This is a genomic window from Synechocystis sp. PCC 6714, from assembly GCF_000478825.2.
Classification (GTDB): Bacteria; Cyanobacteriota; Cyanobacteriia; order Cyanobacteriales; family Microcystaceae; genus Synechocystis.
Genome location: NZ_CP007542.1, coordinates 1,937,101 through 1,957,826, shown reverse-complemented (window position 1 = coordinate 1,957,826; position 20,726 = coordinate 1,937,101). Strand labels below are relative to the sequence as shown.

At 50.1% G+C, this 20,726-nt stretch carries 23 protein-coding genes and 2 tRNA genes; 16 read left to right on the top strand and 9 right to left on the bottom strand.

Features of this window, described 5'->3' with window-relative positions; all coding sequences use genetic code 11:
• Positions 1-22: 22 nt before the first annotated feature.
• Positions 23-1,006, bottom strand: coding sequence for a 30S ribosomal protein S1 (locus D082_RS08960; RefSeq protein WP_028947994.1), 984 nt, complete (start codon positions 1,004-1,006; stop codon positions 23-25).
• 424 nt (positions 1,007-1,430) lie between these two features.
• Here D082_RS08960 and D082_RS17730 point away from each other — a divergent pair, with 424 nt between their 5' ends.
• From D082_RS17730 to ribH, 4 genes are all read left to right on the top strand, one after another.
• Positions 1,431-2,306 carry a M48 family metallopeptidase gene (locus tag D082_RS17730; RefSeq protein WP_369796106.1) on the top strand — a complete coding sequence of 292 codons (876 nt, stop codon included), beginning with the start codon at positions 1,431-1,433 and terminating at the stop codon, positions 2,304-2,306.
• Positions 2,285-2,366, top strand: a tRNA-Leu gene (locus D082_RS08950). The genes D082_RS17730 and D082_RS08950 overlap by 22 nt, the downstream gene beginning before the upstream one ends.
• A 263-nt stretch (positions 2,367-2,629) precedes the next feature.
• Complete coding sequence (gene psbZ, locus D082_RS08945) at positions 2,630-2,818, top strand: photosystem II reaction center protein PsbZ (RefSeq protein WP_014407093.1); 189 nt, start codon at positions 2,630-2,632, stop codon at positions 2,816-2,818.
• 123 nt (positions 2,819-2,941) lie between these two features.
• Positions 2,942-3,442, top strand: a complete 501-nt coding sequence (gene ribH / locus D082_RS08940; RefSeq protein WP_028947996.1) for a 6,7-dimethyl-8-ribityllumazine synthase — start codon at positions 2,942-2,944, stop codon at positions 3,440-3,442.
• Between the two features lie 35 nt (positions 3,443-3,477).
• On the opposite strand, the gene D082_RS08935 is transcribed toward ribH, so the two are convergent.
• Positions 3,478-4,959, bottom strand: a complete 1,482-nt coding sequence (locus D082_RS08935; protein WP_238546668.1) for a DUF2779 domain-containing protein — start codon at positions 4,957-4,959, stop codon at positions 3,478-3,480.
• A 310-nt stretch (positions 4,960-5,269) separates the two neighbouring features.
• Between D082_RS08935 and D082_RS08930 the strand changes: the two genes are divergently transcribed.
• Positions 5,270-6,019, top strand: coding sequence for a PHP domain-containing protein (locus D082_RS08930; protein ID WP_038530600.1), 750 nt, complete (start codon positions 5,270-5,272; stop codon positions 6,017-6,019).
• 125 nt (positions 6,020-6,144) lie between these two features.
• Positions 6,145-7,866: a diflavin flavoprotein gene (locus tag D082_RS08925; RefSeq protein ID WP_028947999.1), complete on the top strand. Its 1,722-nt coding sequence runs from the start codon at positions 6,145-6,147 to the stop codon at positions 7,864-7,866.
• 130 nt (positions 7,867-7,996) lie between these two features.
• On the opposite strand, the gene D082_RS08920 is transcribed toward D082_RS08925, so the two are convergent.
• The gene (locus tag D082_RS08920; protein ID WP_028948000.1) at positions 7,997-8,974 is read right to left on the bottom strand and encodes a vitamin K epoxide reductase family protein; all 978 of its coding nucleotides are present in this window, start codon (positions 8,972-8,974) and stop codon (positions 7,997-7,999) included.
• Between the two features lie 293 nt (positions 8,975-9,267).
• Between D082_RS08920 and D082_RS08915 the strand changes: the two genes are divergently transcribed.
• The 6 genes from D082_RS08915 to D082_RS08890 all read left to right on the top strand — a co-directional run bounded on the left by D082_RS08915 (position 9,268) and on the right by D082_RS08890 (position 14,011).
• Entirely contained in the window at positions 9,268-9,561 is a 294-nt protein-coding gene (locus tag D082_RS08915; protein ID WP_238546667.1) for a hypothetical protein, read from the top strand.
• 56 nt (positions 9,562-9,617) lie between these two features.
• On the top strand, positions 9,618-10,514 hold the full coding sequence (locus tag D082_RS08910; protein WP_028948001.1) for an alpha/beta fold hydrolase: 897 nt from the start codon (positions 9,618-9,620) through the stop codon (positions 10,512-10,514).
• A gap of 69 nt (positions 10,515-10,583) precedes the next feature.
• On the top strand, positions 10,584-10,940 hold the full coding sequence (locus D082_RS08905) for a ferredoxin-thioredoxin reductase catalytic domain-containing protein (protein WP_028948002.1): 357 nt from the start codon (positions 10,584-10,586) through the stop codon (positions 10,938-10,940).
• Between the two features lie 19 nt (positions 10,941-10,959).
• The gene (gene map, locus D082_RS08900) at positions 10,960-11,802 is read left to right on the top strand and encodes a type I methionyl aminopeptidase (protein WP_028948003.1); all 843 of its coding nucleotides are present in this window, start codon (positions 10,960-10,962) and stop codon (positions 11,800-11,802) included.
• A gap of 34 nt (positions 11,803-11,836) precedes the next feature.
• A tRNA-Cys gene (locus tag D082_RS08895) sits at positions 11,837-11,907 on the top strand.
• A gap of 211 nt (positions 11,908-12,118) precedes the next feature.
• Positions 12,119-14,011, top strand: coding sequence for a sodium:proton antiporter (locus D082_RS08890; RefSeq protein ID WP_028948004.1), 1,893 nt, complete (start codon positions 12,119-12,121; stop codon positions 14,009-14,011).
• A gap of 21 nt (positions 14,012-14,032) precedes the next feature.
• On the opposite strand, the gene D082_RS08885 is transcribed toward D082_RS08890, so the two are convergent.
• From D082_RS08885 to D082_RS08860, 5 genes are all read right to left on the bottom strand, one after another.
• Positions 14,033-15,391 carry an ABC transporter substrate-binding protein gene (locus D082_RS08885; protein WP_028948005.1) on the bottom strand — a complete coding sequence of 453 codons (1,359 nt, stop codon included), beginning with the start codon at positions 15,389-15,391 and terminating at the stop codon, positions 14,033-14,035.
• A 235-nt stretch (positions 15,392-15,626) separates the two neighbouring features.
• Complete coding sequence (locus tag D082_RS08875) at positions 15,627-16,382, bottom strand: Tic22 family protein (RefSeq protein WP_304413382.1); 756 nt, start codon at positions 16,380-16,382, stop codon at positions 15,627-15,629.
• Positions 16,383-16,705: 323 nt separating this feature from the next.
• Positions 16,706-17,044: a 30S ribosomal protein PSRP-3 gene (locus D082_RS08870; RefSeq protein ID WP_028948007.1), complete on the bottom strand. Its 339-nt coding sequence runs from the start codon at positions 17,042-17,044 to the stop codon at positions 16,706-16,708.
• Between the two features lie 65 nt (positions 17,045-17,109).
• The gene (gene pth, locus D082_RS08865) at positions 17,110-17,694 is read right to left on the bottom strand and encodes an aminoacyl-tRNA hydrolase (protein WP_028948008.1); all 585 of its coding nucleotides are present in this window, start codon (positions 17,692-17,694) and stop codon (positions 17,110-17,112) included.
• A complete protein-coding gene (locus D082_RS08860) occupies positions 17,691-17,918 on the bottom strand; it encodes a DUF2811 domain-containing protein (RefSeq protein WP_028948009.1) in 228 nt (75 codons plus the stop codon). Before D082_RS08860 ends, pth begins: the two co-directional genes overlap by 4 nt.
• On the opposite strand from D082_RS08860, the gene D082_RS18570 reads away from it, so the two are divergent.
• From D082_RS18570 to D082_RS08845, 4 genes are all read left to right on the top strand, one after another.
• On the top strand, positions 17,917-18,075 hold the full coding sequence (locus D082_RS18570; protein WP_158506505.1) for a hypothetical protein: 159 nt from the start codon (positions 17,917-17,919) through the stop codon (positions 18,073-18,075). The genes D082_RS08860 and D082_RS18570 overlap by 2 nt on opposite strands.
• A 386-nt stretch (positions 18,076-18,461) precedes the next feature.
• The gene (locus D082_RS08855) at positions 18,462-18,680 is read left to right on the top strand and encodes an NAD(P)H-quinone oxidoreductase subunit O (protein ID WP_028948010.1); all 219 of its coding nucleotides are present in this window, start codon (positions 18,462-18,464) and stop codon (positions 18,678-18,680) included.
• A gap of 37 nt (positions 18,681-18,717) precedes the next feature.
• Entirely contained in the window at positions 18,718-19,692 is a 975-nt protein-coding gene (gene mdh, locus D082_RS08850; RefSeq protein ID WP_028948011.1) for a malate dehydrogenase, read from the top strand.
• 62 nt (positions 19,693-19,754) lie between these two features.
• A complete protein-coding gene (locus tag D082_RS08845; protein ID WP_028948012.1) occupies positions 19,755-20,192 on the top strand; it encodes an aspartate 1-decarboxylase in 438 nt (145 codons plus the stop codon).
• Positions 20,193-20,251: 59 nt separating this feature from the next.
• On the opposite strand, the gene D082_RS08840 is transcribed toward D082_RS08845, so the two are convergent.
• Entirely contained in the window at positions 20,252-20,692 is a 441-nt protein-coding gene (locus D082_RS08840) for an NUDIX hydrolase (RefSeq protein ID WP_028948013.1), read from the bottom strand.
• Positions 20,693-20,726: the final 34 nt, after the last annotated feature.

Here is a 20,726-nt window from a genome sequence, read left to right as displayed (position 1 = left end):
TCCTGAAGCGGCAGATTTCTGATTATTCATCCACAGCGCTAACAGCCAAGGACTCATCTTCTTCATCAGCATCTTCCATGGAAGTGGGCGGCTCGTAGGGAATGCCCTGGGCTTCCGCCAAACGTTTTTGCCGGAAGATTTCAGCCATTTCCTCAGCTTTCTCATTGACCAAATCACGATCTTTGAGCATCGCACCGGGTTCCGGCTCCAATTGTTTGGTAGACAGGGAAATCCGACCCCGCTCTGCATCAAGGTCAATGATCATCACCTTGATCTCGTCATTGACATTAAAGACACTGTGGGGAGTGTCAATGTGGTCGTGGGAAATCTCAGAAATGTGCAACAAACCGCTGACACCACCGATATCAATGAAAGCACCGTAGGGTTTGATGCCCCGGACGGAACCCACCACTACCTGGGCCACTTCCAAACCGTTCATCTTCCGCTCTACTAGGGCCCGACGATGGCTGAGTACCAGACGATTACGCTCTTCGTCCACTTCTAAAAACTTCAGGGGTAGGTCTTCCCCTACTAGATCCTCTTTCGCTTCCCGGGCGCTGATGTGGGAGCCGGGAATAAAGCCCCGCAGTCCTTCAATTCTGACTAAAGCACCACCACGATTCGTGGCAAAAACATTGGAGCGCACCGTGGCGTCTTCTGCTTGGAGTTGTCTAACCCTTTCCCAAGCCCGCATATACTCAATCCGGCGGATGGAGAGGGTGAGCTGACCGTCTTCGTTTTCGTCGGTCAGGATAAAAAATTCCCGGGTTTCGTTGGGCTGGAGTACCTCTTCAGGGTCGTCCACACGGTTGATCGACATTTCCTGGATGGGAATATAGGCGGCGGTTTTCGCTCCAATGTCAATCAGAGCCCCCCGGGACTCCATGCTAAACACGGTCCCGGCAACAATGTCCCCAGGACTGAAATGATAATCGTACTTGTCAAGAAGGGCGGCAAAGTCCTCGAGAGTGAATCCAATAGTTGCTGTAGAAGTTTGACTGACCATGTAAGTTTTAAGTCCTAATCCCTTAGTCTCCGTTTAGTGAATATGCGTGCCTCCTGTTACTTACCGTACAAGCCAGGATACAGACTCTCAATTATACAGTACGAGTTGGACAAAGGGAGGAAAACCATTGTCGGGGCAGGCAATTTTGATGGCTCCCTGCCTATAGGTTTTGGTGGCCGGAGATTAGGCGAAAATCAGATGCCCAGAGCTTGTTGGCAAGACTTTAGTTTGTCCCCCAAATTTGTTAATGCAGTGAGGCTTTACATCTAACGAGCCTCAGTTTTTCGAATCCGAAACTACCTTAAGTTTTCCCCAAGCCACGGCTACTAGGGCAAAAGTTGCCCGACTAACCCCCTCCCCCTCAGAAACCAATACAATTTAGTTAATACGAAGTTTTGACGACGTTGCAAAAATGCCAGAATTCATGACCAACTCCATTCCCCTGGTGGGGCTAAAGGCGGACCATTTTCGTCACCCTCTGGACCAAGTGGCTACCACTAACCTGAAGCAGATTCCGGGTCTAGACCTGATGGTGCGGGGGCTGTTGGGATCTGTGGCGGAGCAATTTTTTGCCCTCAATAATTTAGCCGCCAGCGTCCGGGTGGGGGAAAAGCAATTGCCCCATTTGCACCAACTGCTTTTGGATGCCTGTAAAATTCTCGACCTGGAAGCACCGGAACTGTATATCCAACAACATCCCCAACCCAATGCTTACACGTTTGCGATGCGAGGCAAAAAGCCCTTTATGGTAATGCACACTTCCCTGGTGGATATGTTGACCCCAGAGGAAATTCAAGCAGTGATGGCCCATGAGTTAGGACATCTCAAATGCGAGCATGGGGTTTATCTTACCCTAGCTAACATTATGGTCTTGGCAGCGGGCCTAATCCCTAACTGGGGAGCTGTATTAACCCAATCCCTCCAGTCCCAAATGTTGGAGTGGGTGCGTTGTGCTGAATTTAGCTGTGACCGGGCGGCTCTGTTGGCAGTGCAAGATCCGAAAGTCGTGATGTCGGTGTTGATGAAGTTGGCCGGCGGTTCTCCCACATTGGCCCCTCTGTTAAACCTGGATGCTTTCATCGACCAAGCCCGGGAATACGATCGCCTGGGGGAAGACGAAATGGGGGCAATGCTGAGGAATATGCAGACCCAAAACCTGACCCATCCGGTGCCAGTACTGCGGGCCAGGGAAATTGATCGTTGGAGCAGTTCCCCCGCCTATCAAAACTTGCTTAAAGGCCGCACAAATGCGTATAATTTGAGGACCGAAGAAAACAAGGGCGGCTGGCGGAATTGGTAGACGCACCACACTCAAAATGTGGCGACTTCGGTCGTGAGAGTTCGAGTCTCTCGCTGCCCATCTCAGAGCTAAGACACGATTAAATTTTTTCCCCATTCCTAGGAGTGCCTTGGGTTCGATTTTCCCCTGATCCTAGGTTGTTGACAATGGGCGAACAGGGGAGGCAATCGCCCTTGGGCAATCTAGCAATGTGCTTCCCTCAGGGCACATATTTTGGTAGCTTACTTAGGGAAAGATTCAACGATAATATTTGCCCATATCAGCGACTGTCGAGGATTTCAGCCGGGGACAGTCTTGCTCAATTTATAAGGAGAAACTCTAAAATGTCCATTGTTTTTCAGATTGCGTTGGCGGCCCTGGTGCTTTTTTCCTTCGTGATGGTAGTGGGGGTGCCGGTGGCCTATGCTTCTCCCCAAAACTGGGATCGTTCTAAGCCTTTGTTATATCTAGGTTCTGGCATTTGGGCCATTTTGGTCATCGTAGTGGCCCTGTTGAACTTCCTCGTCGTCTAGGGGAGGCAATCGCCATCACCCCGGTAATTTTCCTCCATGGCCTGGCTTTTAACGGACCCATGCTGTGGAGGACGACTCGTTCAAGCTTCGATTTATTGCTAACCCGATCTAGGGAATTACACCATGACAGTTTATGAAGGGTCGTTTACTCCTCCGGCCCGGCCCTTTCGTTTTGCCCTTGTAATTGCCCGTTTTAATGATTTGGTAACGGAAAAATTACTTTCCGGTTGCCAGGACTGCCTCAAACGTCACGGCATTGATGTGGACCCCACTGGAACCCAGGTGGATTATATTTGGGTACCGGGTAGTTTTGAAATACCTTTGGTGACCCGTAAGTTAGCAGTGTCGGGGCAGTACGATGCGATTATTTGTCTAGGGGCAGTGATTCGGGGGCAGACTCCCCATTTTGATTTTGTGGCCGGAGAAGCGGCCAAGGGCATTGCGGCGATCGCCAGCCAGACGGGGGTGCCGGTAATTTTTGGCATTTTAACCACCGATACCATGCAACAAGCCCTGGAACGGGCGGGCATTAAGAGTAACCACGGTTGGGGCTATGCCATGAATGCATTGGAGATGGCTAGTTTGATGCGGGCCATGGCTCCCCTGACTGGAGTCAAATCGTAATAAGCAATGGCAATTTAGTCCTTGGACAAAATGTCCTAGTCCCCCCTTAACTCCCGTTCTAAAACCCGATAAATTTCGACCATGCCCAGGGTATCCAGACAACAGTACTCCCGCAGTTGTTGGGCCATCTGTTTTTGCTCATCCGGGACGGTACACTCCAACAGTGCTTCCCACACCAGGGGCGCTTCGTCACCGGACTTGATGGTAAGATTGCTGTACGAGAGGTGGGGCACCATCACCGGCAAAACTTTTTTGAGGGAATAGGAACCCTGAAAGCCAGGATGGAAATATGCTTTTTTAAACACCACCTGTAAGTCCCACAGGCGATCGATAATCTGATTAATCTTGTTTCCATAGCTGGGATAGGCCGCCGCCAACTGTTGCAATACTCCCTTTTCAAAGGACTGACTATAAACCACCACTGACCCCCGATCGCCAATGTGATGAAGCAGGGAAATAAGTAGGGGCAGCCGGGGATCGGAATCCTCCATGTGTAAATACTCAAAATGCTCCAGGGAACCATCGGGATTAAGGCGATGACAACTGTACTGAAAAGTACAACGTTCGTAGGGATGAAGACCGGCGAAACGGGGAATGGCACCGCTGTGGGTTTCCACGTCAAAAAAGTACAGCGGTTGATGGGGTTGGATCTGGGCCAACAATCGTTGGAGTAGATCATGGTCTACCCGGGGTTTTCCCTCAATCATCCTGTCAATAAAAGCCCTCTGCTTTTGGGTGAGAGAAAAGTCCGCCGGAATATCCTCCAAATTCCAGATATTCGACTCCATGAGTTGTTGCAATTTATCCTGCTTCAGCAGGGGAATATCTAAAATCGAAATCGGTGGCACATTCCGCCAGCAAGTATCTTTAAAGGGACAACGGTAGGGGCGGTCGCAATGGCTGCCAATGGGCACCTGGGGGGCAGTGGATTCTGTTAATAAATTGCGAAACTCGTCTAGTTTTTGGGGCAATTGTTGGCGCCAGCGCACCACCGCCGCAGTTACATCCTGGTAACAAAATCGGTCCCGTACCACACTCCAATTTCTCGCCATGGGATTGACCACCATGAGGCTGGTTTTTTCGACGGTTAATCCCAGACCTTCCAGTACGTAATGTTGTAGCGTCAAATCAGCAATGTGTTCGTCTTTCAACTTGGTGGCCGATTTTACTTCAATAATTTCCCAATTTCCCGAAGGCAAGCGGCGCAACACATCACAGCGTACTAATATATCATCATATAAAAACGCCGGCTCAAATAAACATTCCACTCCTCCCCCTGCCCCCACCATTGTCAATTCCCAACTCTTTTCCAGGCAATGTTTGAGGGTTCCGTCCACTAGGATGCCATTCTTGAAGGATTCCCTGGCTGCCACCCCAATGGCCCGGCCCTGTTTAATTCTTTGCTCTGCGGCCAAGGACATAGGGGAAGCGTCTTCTGGGCGACAAATGGATAACCACAAACGCTTTGGACAGTGCAACCCTGCCAAAAAGTAGGTCTTGCTGATGGGAAAAGACATGGTGGTCGACTCCATAGAAACCCAACCTTAAAACGCAGGTTCTGAGCAGAGGAAAAAATGGACGGGGTTCACTCTACCGATGTTATGCTCAAACCATTCCCCCATGAGCTTTGGAAGAAAATAATTTCCGATCTCCACCTAATGTAACCCAGCCTGGGCGCTGTGATTCTTTTCGGCTTTCATTTGGACTGGTTGTTGTCAATGAATTAATGATGACTTGACAGGGGAAAAGTAATGGTCAACGGTGGGGAACTTTTGCCCCTAGGGACTGGACGATGGGAAAAAGCCAATTATGTAAAGTTTTGTTATTGTGGAAAAAAGGTGGGATGTATTTATATCCAGCACCAACCCGTTGTCAGGATGGCATTTATTCATGGTTAACGACCTTATTTCTCCGCAGTCTCAACAGATGGAGCGCCAACTTACAACCGTGTGGCAGTCCTTGACCCCCGCCAGTTGCCCCCAGTTTTATAATTTTCACCTCCACACCCAATGTTCCGACGGCCAGATGACCCCAGAGAGTTTGATCGAACAGGCTGTACACCAAGAGTTATTAGGTTTAGCCATTACTGACCACCATTCTGTGGCAGGCTACTACCGGGCCCAGCGTTGGCTTACGGAGCATTTTCATTACCCCGGCCCCCGACCTCAACTTTGGACTGGCATTGAGATCACCGCTAATTTGGAAGGAAGCGAAGTCCATATCCTCGGCTATGATTTTGATCCGACTCAGTCGGTGTTGGACCCCTACTTAACTGGCGATCGCCCGGATGGTTATTATGGCCAAGCGCCCAAAGTTATTAAGGCCCTCCATGATGCCGGAGGTTTAGCTGTATTGGCCCACCCGGCTCGGTATCGTCAGCCCGCCAGTCAGTTAATTCCAGCGGCGGCCCGCCATGGCATTGATGGGGTGGAAGCGTTTTATGCCTACGGCAACCCCAAGCCTTGGCAAAGTTCAGTGCCCCAAATGGAGGAGGTTTGCTACCTGGGGGACTTATACAATCTGTTCCGCACCTGTGGCACCGATAGTCATGGCGAAAGCATTATGTATCGCCTGTGAAGTCTCTACGAAGAATCGTAATCGGTTGGTTTAGAAATATCAATGTTTGTTAACTTTCCCCGGCTCTGGCCCCTGGGATACACTAAACAGATAGTTTTCCCTTAACCAAGTCCTAGGAGTACGGCATGGTCACTACCCCCCTCGCCACCCAAAAACGACTTTCCACCCAAACCGAGGCGATCGCCAAAGATATTACTGCCATTCGTTCCTTGGACTGGGACCGGGACCGGTTTGACATTGAATTCGGCCTGCAAAACGGCACCACCTACAATTCCTACTTGATCCAGGGGGATAAGGTGGCCCTGGTGGATAGCTCCCACGAAAAGTTCCGCCAATTGTACCTAGATCTATTACAGGGATTGATCGCTCCCCAGCGCATTGATTACCTGATTGTCAGCCACACGGAGCCGGATCACAGTGGGTTGGTGAAAGATATTTTGCAACTCAATCCCCAAATTACAGTGGTAGCCACCAAAGTTGCGCTGCAATTTCTCGACAATTTTGTTCATCAACCCTTTGAGCGTATTCAAGTTAAAAGTGGCGATCGCCTGGATTTGGGCCAAGGACATAACTTGGAATTTGTCAGTGCCCCTAACCTCCACTGGCCGGACACCATGCTCACCTACGATCCCGCCACGGAGATTCTGTTTACCTGTGATGTATTCGGTATGCACTACTGCTCCGATGTCTTGTTTGATGAAGATTTGGGCAAAATTGAGCCGGATTATCAGTTTTATTACGATTGTTTGATGGGCCCCAATGCCCGCTCTGTCCTCGCCGCGATGAAACGGATGGATAATCTGGGTACCATTAGCATCATTGCCAATGGCCACGGTCCGTTACTGCGGTATAACGTCGGCGAACTATTGCACCGCTACCGCCATTGGAGCGAGTCCCAAAGTAAAGCAGAAAAAACCGTGGTGGTTTTCTATGTGGCGGATTACGGTTATGGCGATCGCCTTTCCCAGGCCATTGCCAAGGGCATTACCAAAACCGGCGTGGGAGTGGATATGGTGGATTTAAGCACCGCCGATCCCCAGGAAGTACAGGAATTGGTGAGCCATGCCAGTGGGGTGGTCTTGGGAATGCCGCCATTACAGGCCAGCGCTGACCTGAGCAATAATTTCGGTGCGGTGTTGGCGGCCATGCAACCTAAACAGGTCTTTGGTTTATACGAATCCTACGGTGGTGATGACGAACCCATTGATCCCCTCCGCACCAAATTTCTAGACCTGGGTTTGCGGGAAGCCTTCACTGTCATCAAAGTTAAGGACACCCCCAGCGAAGGCATTTATCAGCTGTGCGAAGAATCCGGTACCGATTTGGGTCAAAACCTGGCCCAGGCGGCCAAAATCAAACAACTTAAGTCCCTCGATAGCGACCTGGAAAAGGCGATCGGTCGCATCAGTGGGGGGCTGTATATCATCACCGCCCAAAAGGGAGAGGTTAAAGGGGCAATGCTTGCCTCCTGGGTTTCCCAAGCCAGTTTTAGTCCCCCTGGTTTCACCGTTGCTGTGGCTAAAGACCGGGCCATTGAGTCCCTCATGCAAGTCGGCGATCATTTTGTGTTGAATATTTTGGAGGAAGGCAATTACCAAGTTTTGATGAAACATTTCCTCAAACGTTTTCCCCCGGGAGCCGATCGTTTTGCCGGGGTAAAAACCCAAACCGCTGGCAATGGCTCTCCCATTTTGACCGACGCTTTGGCCTATTTGGAGTGCGAAGTTAGCAGCCGTATGGAATGCAGTGACCACTGGATTGTTTACAGTCAAGTCAGCAATGGTCGAGTGGCCAAAGCAGAAGGTTTAACCGCTGTCCATCACCGTAAAGTGGGCAACTATTACTAAATCAATTCCAGAATGCTTAAAAGAAATCCCCCCAGGTCGGTTAAGGCTTGAGGGAATTTTTTTGAGCAATTAATCTCTTTGAGGATATGGAGGAAGGGCATTTACCCAATAATCTCCCTTTGGTTAGACGCTAATTTCTCAGGCCATATTTAAAGTCCATATTGCCCTCATAGCCGGTTAGCTCTGCCAATTCCTGTAACGTTTTAACCCCTGGATTGAGTTTTCCATCAATGCCCCAGGTGGGAAAGGACTGAATGCCTGTATCCACACAGACTTGGGTTTGGGGATTTTTCCCCGCTGGATCGCACTCGATATAGGTGATTTTTTCAAACGCTTCTTTACCAAAGAGCAGTTTTTGGTCATAGCAGTGGGGACACCAGAAAGCGCCATAGTTGAGGATGCCTTTGGCAGTGAGGAATTCTGCCAATTCAATTTCCGCTGGGCCCGATTGGGTGGTGATGGGCCAACCACTGGGGGGTTTAGGTTGGCCGACAATGGCTGGGATGGGAATTTTTCCATCAGCTCCAGCTTTGGGGCCTTCGGCAGTGGCATAAAGACCAAGGGTGCCGACAATGGTTACCATGGCCACCACAATGGCCGTAAAAAATACTTGACCCACTTCTTCCCACTCCCGACCGATGATTGCCAAAATGAACAACAGTAAAGAACAAATAGCAGAAGTCAGACAGTACCAGCAAGCTTCCTGGAGCCGGAAAAAGGAGATGTACATCAAATAGCCACTGAACACCGCCATGGATGTGCCCCCCACCAGGAGAAATTTCCCGGTGAGATCTTCCAGGGAGTTACGCTGTTTTTTGTTGCTTTCCTCACTGACCAAAAAGGGTACTAAGGCTGCAATGCCCATGGCCAGATAAGCTGCCAGCCCAAAAACACTGAGGGGAATGTCAAACACTTTGGCGTAAGCACTCTGTAACACTAGGTCACAACTGGAGCTACCAGTGGCCTGGTCCACGGGACAAAGGGCTTCTCCCCCAGTGAAAGAAATATAGGCTAGGTAGGAGGTGATCAAGATCCCCAAGACGGCGATCGCCCCCATAATAAAACGGGAATAGCGGTGGATCCAGGGAACCGAACGACGACGAACCATAATTTAAATAGTCAATTGGTTTACAACCAGGTTAGCAAAAACCCGCCATGGCTACGTTGGGCAAACTAGGGCTAATCATTCATAGCGACCAAGAACAATGTGTCTTTGACTAGCCCGCACCATTCTATGGCTAAGAGCCTGTTTGCAAAGTTTTACTTTGTTCCCTAAACCGACCGCAATACTGGGGGATTTTGATCTAGTTTCTTCCCAAACTTGAGGGATTTAGGGAGACTTCTTAAACGTCCCTTAAAACCTCCGCCCCAAATTCCCAACCATTTTCTCTAGTTCCATCCATGGCAAAACCTGTGAGTAGTCAATCCTCCCGAAAACGGCAAGGGAAAATCCCCAAACGTTTACTGTTAGTGGTTTTAACTCTAGCTTTTAGCTTTGCCAGTGTGGGTATTATGGAGGATTTCCAGGGTAATTTTTGGCTCAAAACTTACCTACTGCTGGGGGCGCTATTTTGGGGCAATTTGTTAATCTATCTGAGTTTATATCCCCACTGGGGGCAGAGATTATTGGGTCGGGGGGGAAAGGCTAGCACTTCGATTTCTGGTCCTAAATCCCGCCATGGGCAAAAAAACTAAACCATACTGGAGAGGGCCGGCAGCTTTGCTCTATGCCATAACCATTAGGAAAAAGTATGATTGAACCCTTTGGCTTTACCCGCAACTCCCTGGTTACGTCCCTGGGCACCATTGTTTACTACGAACCGACGGAAGCTCCCTGGATAGAGGTGACAGATTCCCCCGGCGATCGCCAAACGTTAGTATTTCTCCATGGCTTTGGTGGTGGTTCCTCCGCCTACGAATGGTCGAAGGTGTATCCGGCCTTTGCCAGTGAGTATCGAGTTTTGGCGCCGGATTTGTTGGGCTGGGGCCGCTCCGATCATCCCGTCAAAAATTACACCCCCCAGGACTATATCCAGGTTATTCAGGAGTTTTTGCAACAAACCTGCGACAGGCCTGTGATGGTGATTGCCTCTTCCCTGGTGGCGGCGATCGCCGTGCGGACGGCGGTGCAATATCCACAGTTATTCGCCGGGCTAATTTTGGCTACCCCCACTGGCCTGTCGGATTTTGGTGAAGATTACCGTAGTAACTTTTTTGCCCAACTGGTGAGCGTTCCCGTGCTGGATCGCTTTATCTACACCACCGGCATTGCCAACACAGCGGGCATTATGAACTTTTTGGAACAACGGCAATTTGCCCAAGCCCGGCGCATTTATCCCGAAATTATTGATGCCTATTTGGAGTCTGCCACCCAACCTAGGGCGGAATATGCGGCCCTGTCCTTTGTGCGGGGGGATTTATGCTTTGATCTGGCCCAATTTATGCCCGATTTAACCATTGCCACGGCCATCCTCTGGGGAGAATACGCCCAATTTACTCCGCCGGCGATCGGTCGTCGTTTAGCCGCGTTGAACCCCGATGTTGTGAAGGCTTTTGTAGAAGTTAAAGATGTGGGTCTAACCCCCCATTTGGAATTGCCTGGGGTAACAATTGGGGTGATTCGTCGGTTTTTGGCCCTGCTCCAATAGTGTGTCAAGATAAATACACCGACGGCAAAATTGGCTTTTGTGCCGACAATCCAATTCCCTTGAGAATCTATGACCAGCAGTGATACCCAAAACAACAAAACACTGGCCGCAATGAAGAATTTTGCGGAACAGTACGCCAAACGTACAGATACCTATTTCTGTAGTGATCTTTCCGTCACCGCCGTTGTTATCGAGGGTTTAGCTCGCCACAAAGAAGAATTGGGTTCCCCCCTGTGTCCCTGCCGCCACTATGAAGACAAGGAAGCGGAAGTGAAAAATACCTTTTGGAATTGCCCCTGTGTGCCCATGCGGGAACGCAAAGAATGTCACTGTATGTTGTTTTTAACCCCAGATAACGACTTTGCCGGGGAAGCCCAGGATATTTCCATGGAAATATTGGAGGAAGTCAAAGCCAGCATGGCTTAGGTTTTGAGCACTCTATCCTATGAATTTACTCAGTCAACTGTTTACCCCCCCTTCCCCTGTGTCCTCCCCTACCCCTGGGGCAAAGAAGCGTTCCCGTCGGGGAGTCCAAATTAAAACTCCAGCAGAAATTGCCATAATGCGCCAAGCTGGGGCGATCGCCGCCCAGGTGTTGAAGGAGATTGAGGCAACGGTGCAACCGGGCATGACCACCGCCGATTTAGATCGATTAGCCGAGGAACGAATTCGCTCCCTGGGGGCAATCCCTAGCTTTAAGGGCTACCACGGCTTTCCTGGTTCCATTTGTGCCTGTGTCAATAGTGAAGTGGTCCACGGTATCCCCCGCCGCCGTAAAAAAATCCGGGCCGGAGATCTACTGAAGGTGGACACCGGAGCCTATTTCCAGGGTTACCATGGCGATTCCTGCATCACCATTGCAGTGGGAAAAATTCCTGCACAGGCCCAGCGGCTCATGGAAGTAGCAGAAGGAGCTTTGTACGCAGGCATTGAACAGGTCAAACCCGGTAACTATCTCATGGACATTGCTGGGGCGATTGAAGATTACGTTAAGCCCACCGGTTACACCATTGTGCAGGAGTTTACCGGCCATGGGGTGGGCCAGGAACTCCACGAAGAACCCCATGTGTTTAATGTCCGTTGCCGGGATTTGCCCAACGTCAAACTCAAACCGGGCATGACCCTGGCGATCGAGCCGATTATCAATGCTGGTTCCCGTTTTACCCGCACCCTGGGGGACGGATGGACCGTGGTCACGGTGGACAATGCCCTTTCTGCCCAATTTGAACATACGGTGCTGGTAACGGCCACGGGCTATGAGTTGCTGACCGATCGCCGTTTGGTCTAAGGTGCTAACTCTGTTATAATGGTTGTCCGGATATGGCGGCATAGCCAAGTGGTAAGGCAGAGGTCTGCAAAATCTTTACCCCCAGTTCGAATCTGGGTGCCGCCTTCGTTTTTTAAATTTTTCCACCGACAAATTTTCCAAAATTAGAGGGAATTGGCTATAGATTTCAGGTCGGTAAACCATTCCACTGAGGAAAACTCCCAGCTCGATTCTGGGTTAACCTACCTTGGAGAGAGATTGGTCTTTGAGTAGAAAAGCCTAATCGTCTCAATAATTTACCGTTAACCTATGGGCAGACCCCATTCCCTTGAGCCTTATGGAAGGATCATTTTCCCTTACCCTCCAGATTATCCTCACTGTCCTGTTTGGCATTGGGGCCCAGGTGTTGGCGGCTTTACTGCAACTGCCTAGCATTGTCTTTTTGCTCATTTTTGGTGTCATCCTGGGCAACAGTGGCTTGCATTGGATTCAGCCAGCCAACTTTGGGGATGGTTTGGAGGTAATCGTTTCCCTTTCCGTGGCGATTATTTTATTTGAGGGGGGTTTAAATTTAGGCCTGCGGGAATTGGGCCAGGTTTCCGGTAGCCTGCGTAATCTAGTCACCATTGGCACCCTGATTACCCTGATCGGAGGGGGGTTAGCGGCCCATTGGTTGGCGGAGTTTCCTTGGTATTTAGCTTTCTTATACGGGTCTTTGGTGGTGGTAACTGGGCCAACGGTGGTAGGTCCCCTAATTAAACAGGTCCAGGTGCAAAGATCCGTTGCCACTCTCTTGGAAGGGGAAGGGGTGCTGATTGATCCCGTGGGAGCCATTCTAGCGGTGGTGGTGCTGGAAACGATTTTTAACACCAATGTCAACGTAGAAACCGACATTCTTGAAATTGTCATAGGCTTGATATTGCGTCTCGGCACCGGCCTGGCGATCGGAGTGGGAGGCGGTTGGCTGTTAAGTAGCTTTTTAAAACGGGCCAGTTTTCTTTCGGAAGATGTTAGCAATCTGGTGGTACTGGCAGGGGTTTGGGGGGTATTTGGGGCAGCCCAAGCTTCCCTGAGTGAATCAGGATTGATGGCCACCGTTGCCATGGGTATCTACTTAAACTCTTCCGCTCTGCCGGATAATCGTCTTTTGCGTAGATTCAAGGGTAAATTGACCCTGCTTTGCGTCTCCGTGTTGTTTATTTTACTGGCGGCGGAATTATCCCTGAGTAGCTTTGGGGCTTTGGGTTGGGGCAGTGTACTCACTGTGGCAGTGTTGATGTTAGTCATTCGTCCCATTAGTATTGCCATTTGCACCTGGACTAGCGCTTTTAACTGGCGACAAAAACTTTTTGTGGCTTGGATTGCTCCCCGGGGCATTGTTTCTGCTTCCGTTGCTTCCCTATTTTCCCTACTGTTGACCGAACGAGGTATTAATGGTGGTGATGCCATCAAGTCAATTGTTTTTCTCACCATTATGATGACGGTGTTTATCCAAGGGTTAACTGCTAAACCCTTAGCCAAACTACTGCGGATCACCGACACCCACACCACCGGTGCAGTCATCATTGGTTGTACTCCCCTGGGGAGATTAGTGGCCCGTTTATTTACAGCCCAAGGGGAATCGGTCGTCTTGATTGATAGCGATCCAGAGGCCTGTGGGACGGCGATCGCCGAAGGTTTAACCGCCATTCAAACCAGTGCGTTAGACTCCCATGCCTTGGAAAAGGCCGGCATTGAGGAGATGGGAGCATTTATGGCCCTAACTAATAATGGAGAAGTAAATTTGGTACTGGCCCAAAACACCATCAATGAATTTGATCCCCCAAGGGTTTGTGTAATTGCACCGGATAATTTACCCGAAAGTAATTCCCTGCTGAAAAATAAAGGGGTACAGATTTTTATGGAGCAAAAAACTTTTAAAACCTGGAATCAGTACATCAAGGACGGACAGATCAAATTGGGCAAAACCCTGTTTAAGGAAACTGGTTTAGCCTTACAACAGGCCCACACCCAAGCCCTAATCCGATCTGGGGAATTACTGCCCTTAATGCTGAAACGGGATGGAAATTTAAGATTGGCTAAGACCACTGAGAATACCCAAGTTGGGGATGAAATTTTCTACCTACTCCACGACCCACGCCCCCAATTGTTAAAACAACTTTCCGGCAGTCGATCGCCCGATGTGTTAACTCCAGAGCCCCTGGCCGAGGTGGAGGAGGTGCCTATCTAGGCCCATCCCCCATTCACATAGTTAGGAACCGGGGGTAATCTTATCAATTACCTCCAAACTCCCATCCCCTTTCACCGTCCAGATGTCGTAACTACCCACCACATCACCATTTTCATCGATGTCCACATTACCACTGGCGCCCTGGTAGTTAATATCTTTACCTTCCCGCACCATGGCGATCGCCTCACAGGCATCGGTCACTTCTTCCCCGGGGCCATTGGCAACTTCTCGAATTTTGCTCTGGATCCCTGTCCCAGTATTAGATTTAGCGGCCTCCGCGGCCAGTATCATCAGAATGGTGGCATCGTAGGTGTGGGGAACAAAGGCCGTCACATCCTTACCATTGGTGGCATCCTTCCATTGGGCAGTAAAGGCTTCCAGGGATTTGCCATCGGCACCAGGCACCGTGCCCAGGGCCCCAGACAAAAGGGAAACTCCATTGGCATCTTTGCCGACTTTTTCGACGAAATCGGGGGAATAGACACCATCCGTTAACAGTAGGGTTACTCCATCCGTCAAGCCTTGACGGTAGGCAGACTGGATTAACACACTGCCCGTATCAGCATAAAGAATGGCCGCCACCGCATCAGGACTATTGGCAAAGCCCTGGGCCGCTTCCGTATCCAACGTTGCTGCTTTGGGATCGTAGCGCACCGGGTTATCTTTATTGGTTACATTACCGCCATCCTTGGCAAAGGACTCCACAAATACCTTTTCAAAGCCCACACCATAGTCATTATTAATAACAACGGTGGCGGCATCGGCGAAGCCTTGCTTTTTAGCTAGGGCTGCCAGGGCCTGAGCCTGATAGGTGTCGGGGGGGGCAGTACGGGCCCAAAAACCTTTAAATTCCCCCTTCTTGGCCTGTTCTGTGAATACGGGACTAGTGCTTCCCGGGGAAATCATCATAATGTTATTTCTGACCGCAATGGGTACCGCTGCACTGGAAACACTGCTAGCAAAGGAACCCACCACGCCAGCAACTTGATCCGCTTCTGCCAATTTAGTCATAGCAGAAACTCCGGCCGTTGGATCGGTTTGGTCGTCTTCGATAATGACAGTGACGTTTTGCCCGTTAACCCCGCCACAGGCGTTGATGGTATCCACTGCCAACTGCACCGCCAGGGGCATATTTTGCCCAATGGAAGATAGATCCCCCGTGGCTGGCAATAGAGCTCCCAGTTTGAGGGCTCCCCCTTCCCCACCGGTACTCTGCTGGTCAGTCCCATCCCCAGGGGAAGGCTCGGGCTCAGCACAGGCGAACATTAGTCCGGCTGTAGTGCCAGCAAGGGCTAGATTCAAGGCGATCGCCGTTAACCGACGACGGGACTGGGGCCAAAATAGACGCATCCTGAAAAAATCTCCCACAAGGTTATCCATGGGTTAAATATAATTAGCGATGGTCTGTTCGGCAACCCAGTTTGATAACTCTATCGATATAAGCAAATTGGCGATCGCCGTTGCTTTTTATCACTTTTCCCTCTGCTTGGGAAGATGGATAAAACCCACTGCTTTTTATAGCCTAGAGTTCGTTGGTCAAGTTTTAGTTTTTTTCAATACTGAGGAATTTTTACACGATTAACCCCCAAGTTTGGGGGTCAGGGGGCAAGGAATACTAGGGTTGTTGGGCGGATAGAGAACGGATAAATTGAATTGCTTCCTGGGTGGGAACAATGCGGATCTGTTTGAGCATCTCGTCATTGCTGGTTTGTAGGGTGGAAATGACATTTTCCATGGCAATTACATCAATGACAATGCTGTTGGCCATGGCGGGCTGTTCCTGTTTAAACCGTTCCACCATTTGTTGAATCTGGCTAGCTTCGAGGAAAAAGGGAATAATTTGCTCATTCTCTTGCTGGATAGTGAGATACCCTTGGTCTTCTCCTCCCCTAGCCACAAAGAGGGGCACCCCCCCCTGGTATTCAGAATTTGGCATCTGCTGGGCCGCCTGTACCTGGGAGGGAATGGGAACATAGGCAAATCCCAGGGGATCGGGCTGGTTAGCATTGGCCTGGGCAATTTTTACCACTTCCCCAAGGGAAACGGGCTGAACGCTCACCTGGGAGCCCACATCAGGTTTTTGTTTCTTCAACTCCTGCAAAAAGCCATTGGCTTCCTGTTGGCTAATGAAAACTCCGGTGACTTTTTCATTGTCATTACCCACCGCCACAAGGGGGGCTCCTTGGGCATCGACGATGGTAAAAACCGGTACCCCTTGAAGAATTTTAACAATCTCCTCAGTGGGCAACGCTAATGCCCGGAGGGTGGTGCCTAGCCAAACACCAACGGCGGTGGTGCCAATTAGACCGAGGGTTGCACCGATACGGAGTAAGGATTTCATTGCTGCTGTCGCCTCAAAAAGTAATGACAAGTGATGACAATAAAAATATTGATTTAATCTTCACGAAAATCTTGCTTTTAAAATGTCTGTCGGCCAGGGGCTATGGCGATCGCCGGTGGGGAGTTAGCCGGGGTTACAGTCACCCCCCAAACCAGAGGCTATGACAGTCTGGCCATGGGGAAGTTCCCCTCGACTTCAGGGTAGCATATCGATTTTTTGAGACGGACGGGGTGGGACACAGTGCTGTTTTGTGACTGTCCCCAGGGCAACGGTTTTCTCTTCACAGCACAGGAAGACTGGGTAGGTACTTTCTCTACACCCTAGGGGTGAGCCATGGGTAAATCTAGTTAATACTAGTTACTGCCACTGAAGACTACTTCGGGGAATTTGCTTTGGGCTTCGGCCATGGAGATTTGTTTATTCTGGTTTTTCAAATCTTGCCAAAAGTTAATCACCTCAGTGGCCTGGTTGAGCACGTTAATCCGGTCAGCTTCAGCGATCCAGTGTTTGGCTTCGAGTTCATCTTTGAGTTGTTGCCAAGCATCCGCCCGGGGCCAGAAGAAGTAGGATGTGAGGGGGCTAGTGCCTTTGCCCACAATTTGATCCACGGCGATCGCCACGTTTTGATCAAGCCAGAGGACTTTAAGAATGAAACTGGTGTGTATGGTAGATGCTGCTTCGGCTGTAGTCACAAGCGAAATTCCCAAGAAATGTAATAATTTGCCAACTTGTCATTGTAACCCATTGACAACGCTTCCTAGTCGGTAACGTTGCGATTGTTGAATAAACTCATGGTTTTGGCAATGCCATGGTGCAGACTATGGGCGATCGCCTCGGTGGCCAGGTCCAAACTTTTCTCGACGATAGGTAATTCCGACGGGCTAAATTTTCCCAGCACGTGGGCGATGGTGTCTTTGCTGTGATCACTTTTGCCAATGCCCAAACGGAGGCGGGGAAAGTCTTGGGTACCCAAATGACTAATTAAGGACTTCATACCGTTATGGCCTCCGGCGGAACCCGTTTGTCTCAGGCGTAACCGACCCAGGGGCAAATCCATATCGTCATAGACCACCAGCACCGACTCCGGCTCCAGTTTGTACCAATCCACCACTGCGCGCACGGCCTGACCAGAGCGATTCATATAGGTACGGGGCTTGAGTAAACAGGTTTTTTGCCCTGCCATTAGCCCTTCGCCGAACCAGCCCTGGAAGCGTTTATGGTCGTACAAAGAACATTGCCAGGCGATCGCCAAAGCATCTAGGACTGCAAAACCAATGTTGTGGCGGGTTTGATCATATTTCGGCTCAGGGTTACCCAAACCCACAATTAATTTGGGAATCATTCGGCGGTTTGCAATAACGTTTCTAGATAAACCCGGGCACAGGCTTTGTAACTGGCGGACATGGGCTTGGTGCCATAGCCCCCCTCATTCTGCAACAGGAATAGGGATAGGGCGGCAGAAAACACCCGGTCTAGGTCCCAATGGGGGTGCTTGTCCAGATAGGTGGTGAGGGATTCGTGTAGGTCTTCGGGGATTTCAGCAAAAACACTAACGGAGGTATCCATGGTTCTTCTCTCTGTCAAAGGGGCGGAACTGCTTTGGGGAATAACCGGGCCGAGCGAAGATTACGACCCTCGCACCCAAAGTTTTTCTGCTGTGTGCCCAATAGTTTTATCGGGGAATTCCTCCGACTGTCAATGGCGGAAAAATTTGCTCCGGTGACTATTTCTCATTTTTGTCAACGAAGTTATAGGCATTTTAGCCATTTTGACTTAACTTAAGTTAACAAAAACAGCCTTGTGAGGAACTCTCTCTAATTTTTTATCGGATTCCCCAGGGGGCGATCGCCAGAAAAATTTGCCTACTATCCCTAGCGTCAAAACCTGAAAAAATTCCCCCACCCCTAGAGTGCCCACGGCCGAATCAGGGTTAAGAAACAGCGAAAAAGCCTTAACCTCCTGGGGATAAAACCCGATGGATAGGGGAATGATTGGGGAAAACCTGGGGAATGGTCTGGGGAGAAACCAGCAAAAAATAAGAATTACAAAATTTTGGCGTTATGTAACAATTTAGAGTTAATTTCCTAATTTCCCAACGAGGGCAAAACCATGGCCGCTAAAATGAAAAAGGGCAGTTTAGTGCGGGTTGTCCGCGAACAATTGGAAAACAGCCTTGAAGCCCAAGCCAGCGATCGCCGTTTACCCGACTACCTTTTCCATAGCAAAGGGGAAGTATTGGATTTAAACGAAGAATATGCCCTAGTGCGCTTTTACGTCCCTACCCCCAATGTCTGGCTTCGCTTAGACCAACTTGAAGCCCTAGCCTAGGTTGCTTTCCTCCATCGTCAACACCCCGGAGGGTGCCATGAAGAGTCTGGAGTATTTCCCCATCGCCTGTCAGTCTTCCCAGGTGACGGTGGTTGGTGCCGGTAATGTAGGGCGTACCCTCGCCCAAAGATTGGTGCAACAGAACGTCGCTAACGTGGTTTTGTTGGACATTGTGCCAGGATTACCCCAGGGCATTGCCTTAGATTTGATGGCTGCCCAAAGCGTAGAGGAATACGACAGCAAAATCATCGGCACCAATGAATATGAAGCCACCGCCGGTTCCGATGTGGTGGTAATTACCGCTGGACTGCCCCGAAAACCAGGCATGAGTCGGGACGATTTGTTGAGCAAAAATGCCAATATTGTCGCCCAAGCCGCCCAGGAAGCCCTACGCTATTCTCCCGACGCCATTCTGATTGTGGTCACCAATCCCCTGGACGTGATGACCTATTTAACCTGGAAAGTGACGGGGTTACCTTCCCAAAGGGTCATTGGTATGGCCGGGGTGTTGGATTCCGCTCGTCTTAAAGCCTTCATTGCCATGAAATTGGGGGCTTGCCCTTCGGACATCAACACTCTAGTGCTGGGGGGCCACGGTGATTTAATGTTGCCTTTGCCCCGCTATTGCACCGTCAGTGGGGTTCCCATTACCGAGTTGATGCCGCCCCAGACTATTGCTGAGCTAGTGGAACGTACCCGCAACGGTGGTGCAGAAATTGCAGCTCTGTTACAAACGGGCACCGCCTATTACGCCCCCGCATCTTCCGCCGGGGTGATGGTGGAGTCAATTTTACGCAATCAATCGAGGATTTTGCCCGCCGCTACTTATTTAGACGGCCTGTATGGGTTGAAGGATATTTTCCTGGGCGTACCCTGCCGTTTGGGCTGTCGGGGCGTGGAGGATATTTTGGAAGTACAGTTGACTTCGGAGGAAAAAGACGCTCTCCATCTTTCCGCTGAGGCGGTTCGCCGTAATATTGATGTGGCGTTGGCCATGGTTAGCAACAGTTAATAATGGACTGGCAGAATAACCAAATCAAGATAGGGCCGTTTTTTCACTGAGGTTAGGGGTTAATGGGGAGCATTCGTTTAATGCACGCAAAACTGCATCGGGTCTGTGTCACAGAGGCCAATGTGGATTATGTGGGCAGTATCACCATTGATCCTGTCATGTTGGGGCGGGTGGGACTGTTGCCTTTAGAAGAGGTGGATATTATCAATCTCAGCAATGGCAATCGTTTTTCCACCTATGTGTTGCCTGGTCAAGCCCACTCCAAGGAGATTTGTCCCAATGGTGGAGCTGCTCTACTCTGTCAACCCGGCGATCGCCTGATTATTTTTGCCTACGAATTGTGTGATCGGGCTGAAGTACTGCGAACGGGACACAGGGCTAAAGTGTTGGTGGCCAATGAAATAAATGAAACGGTGGACTTTTATTTACAGGAACTAATGCCCAAAGAGGGAGGGGTGAAATTCATCAACACTACTGGTGGAGAACCAGTCCACCATTGAACTTGTGAGACGAACTGAATTGATCTGTAAAAGTGGTTTGTTTGACTATCTCCGCGGCTCTAATAGTTACGGTGGGGGTCTGGACGTTGGTGGTAATAACGATAGCGACGATAATCCCGCAGAATTTGCCCGTGGTCAAAACAAACTGGGTCGGGAAATTCCCAAAGATCAAAAAAGCCAACGGTTTTAGCATCGTCCGCCGCCTCTGGTCTGCCCGTGGCTGCTGCCAAAAACACCACACTCAGGGTATGCTGCCGGGGGTCCCTACGGGGATCAGAGTAGGCATAAAACATTTCAATCAGCTCTACGTCAAGGGAGATTTCCTCCTTTGCTTCCCGCAGAGCCGCCGCTTCCAGAGTTTCACCATAATCCACAAAGCCCCCGGGCAACGCCCAACCGTGGGGAGGATTTTTTCTCTCAATCAATAAAATGGGGCGACGGGGTTGATCAATCATTTCGATGATCAAATCAACGGTGGGGGCTGGGTTGCGAAAAGTCACGTTATGTATGCCTGGAATTATTTCAATGGCGTTC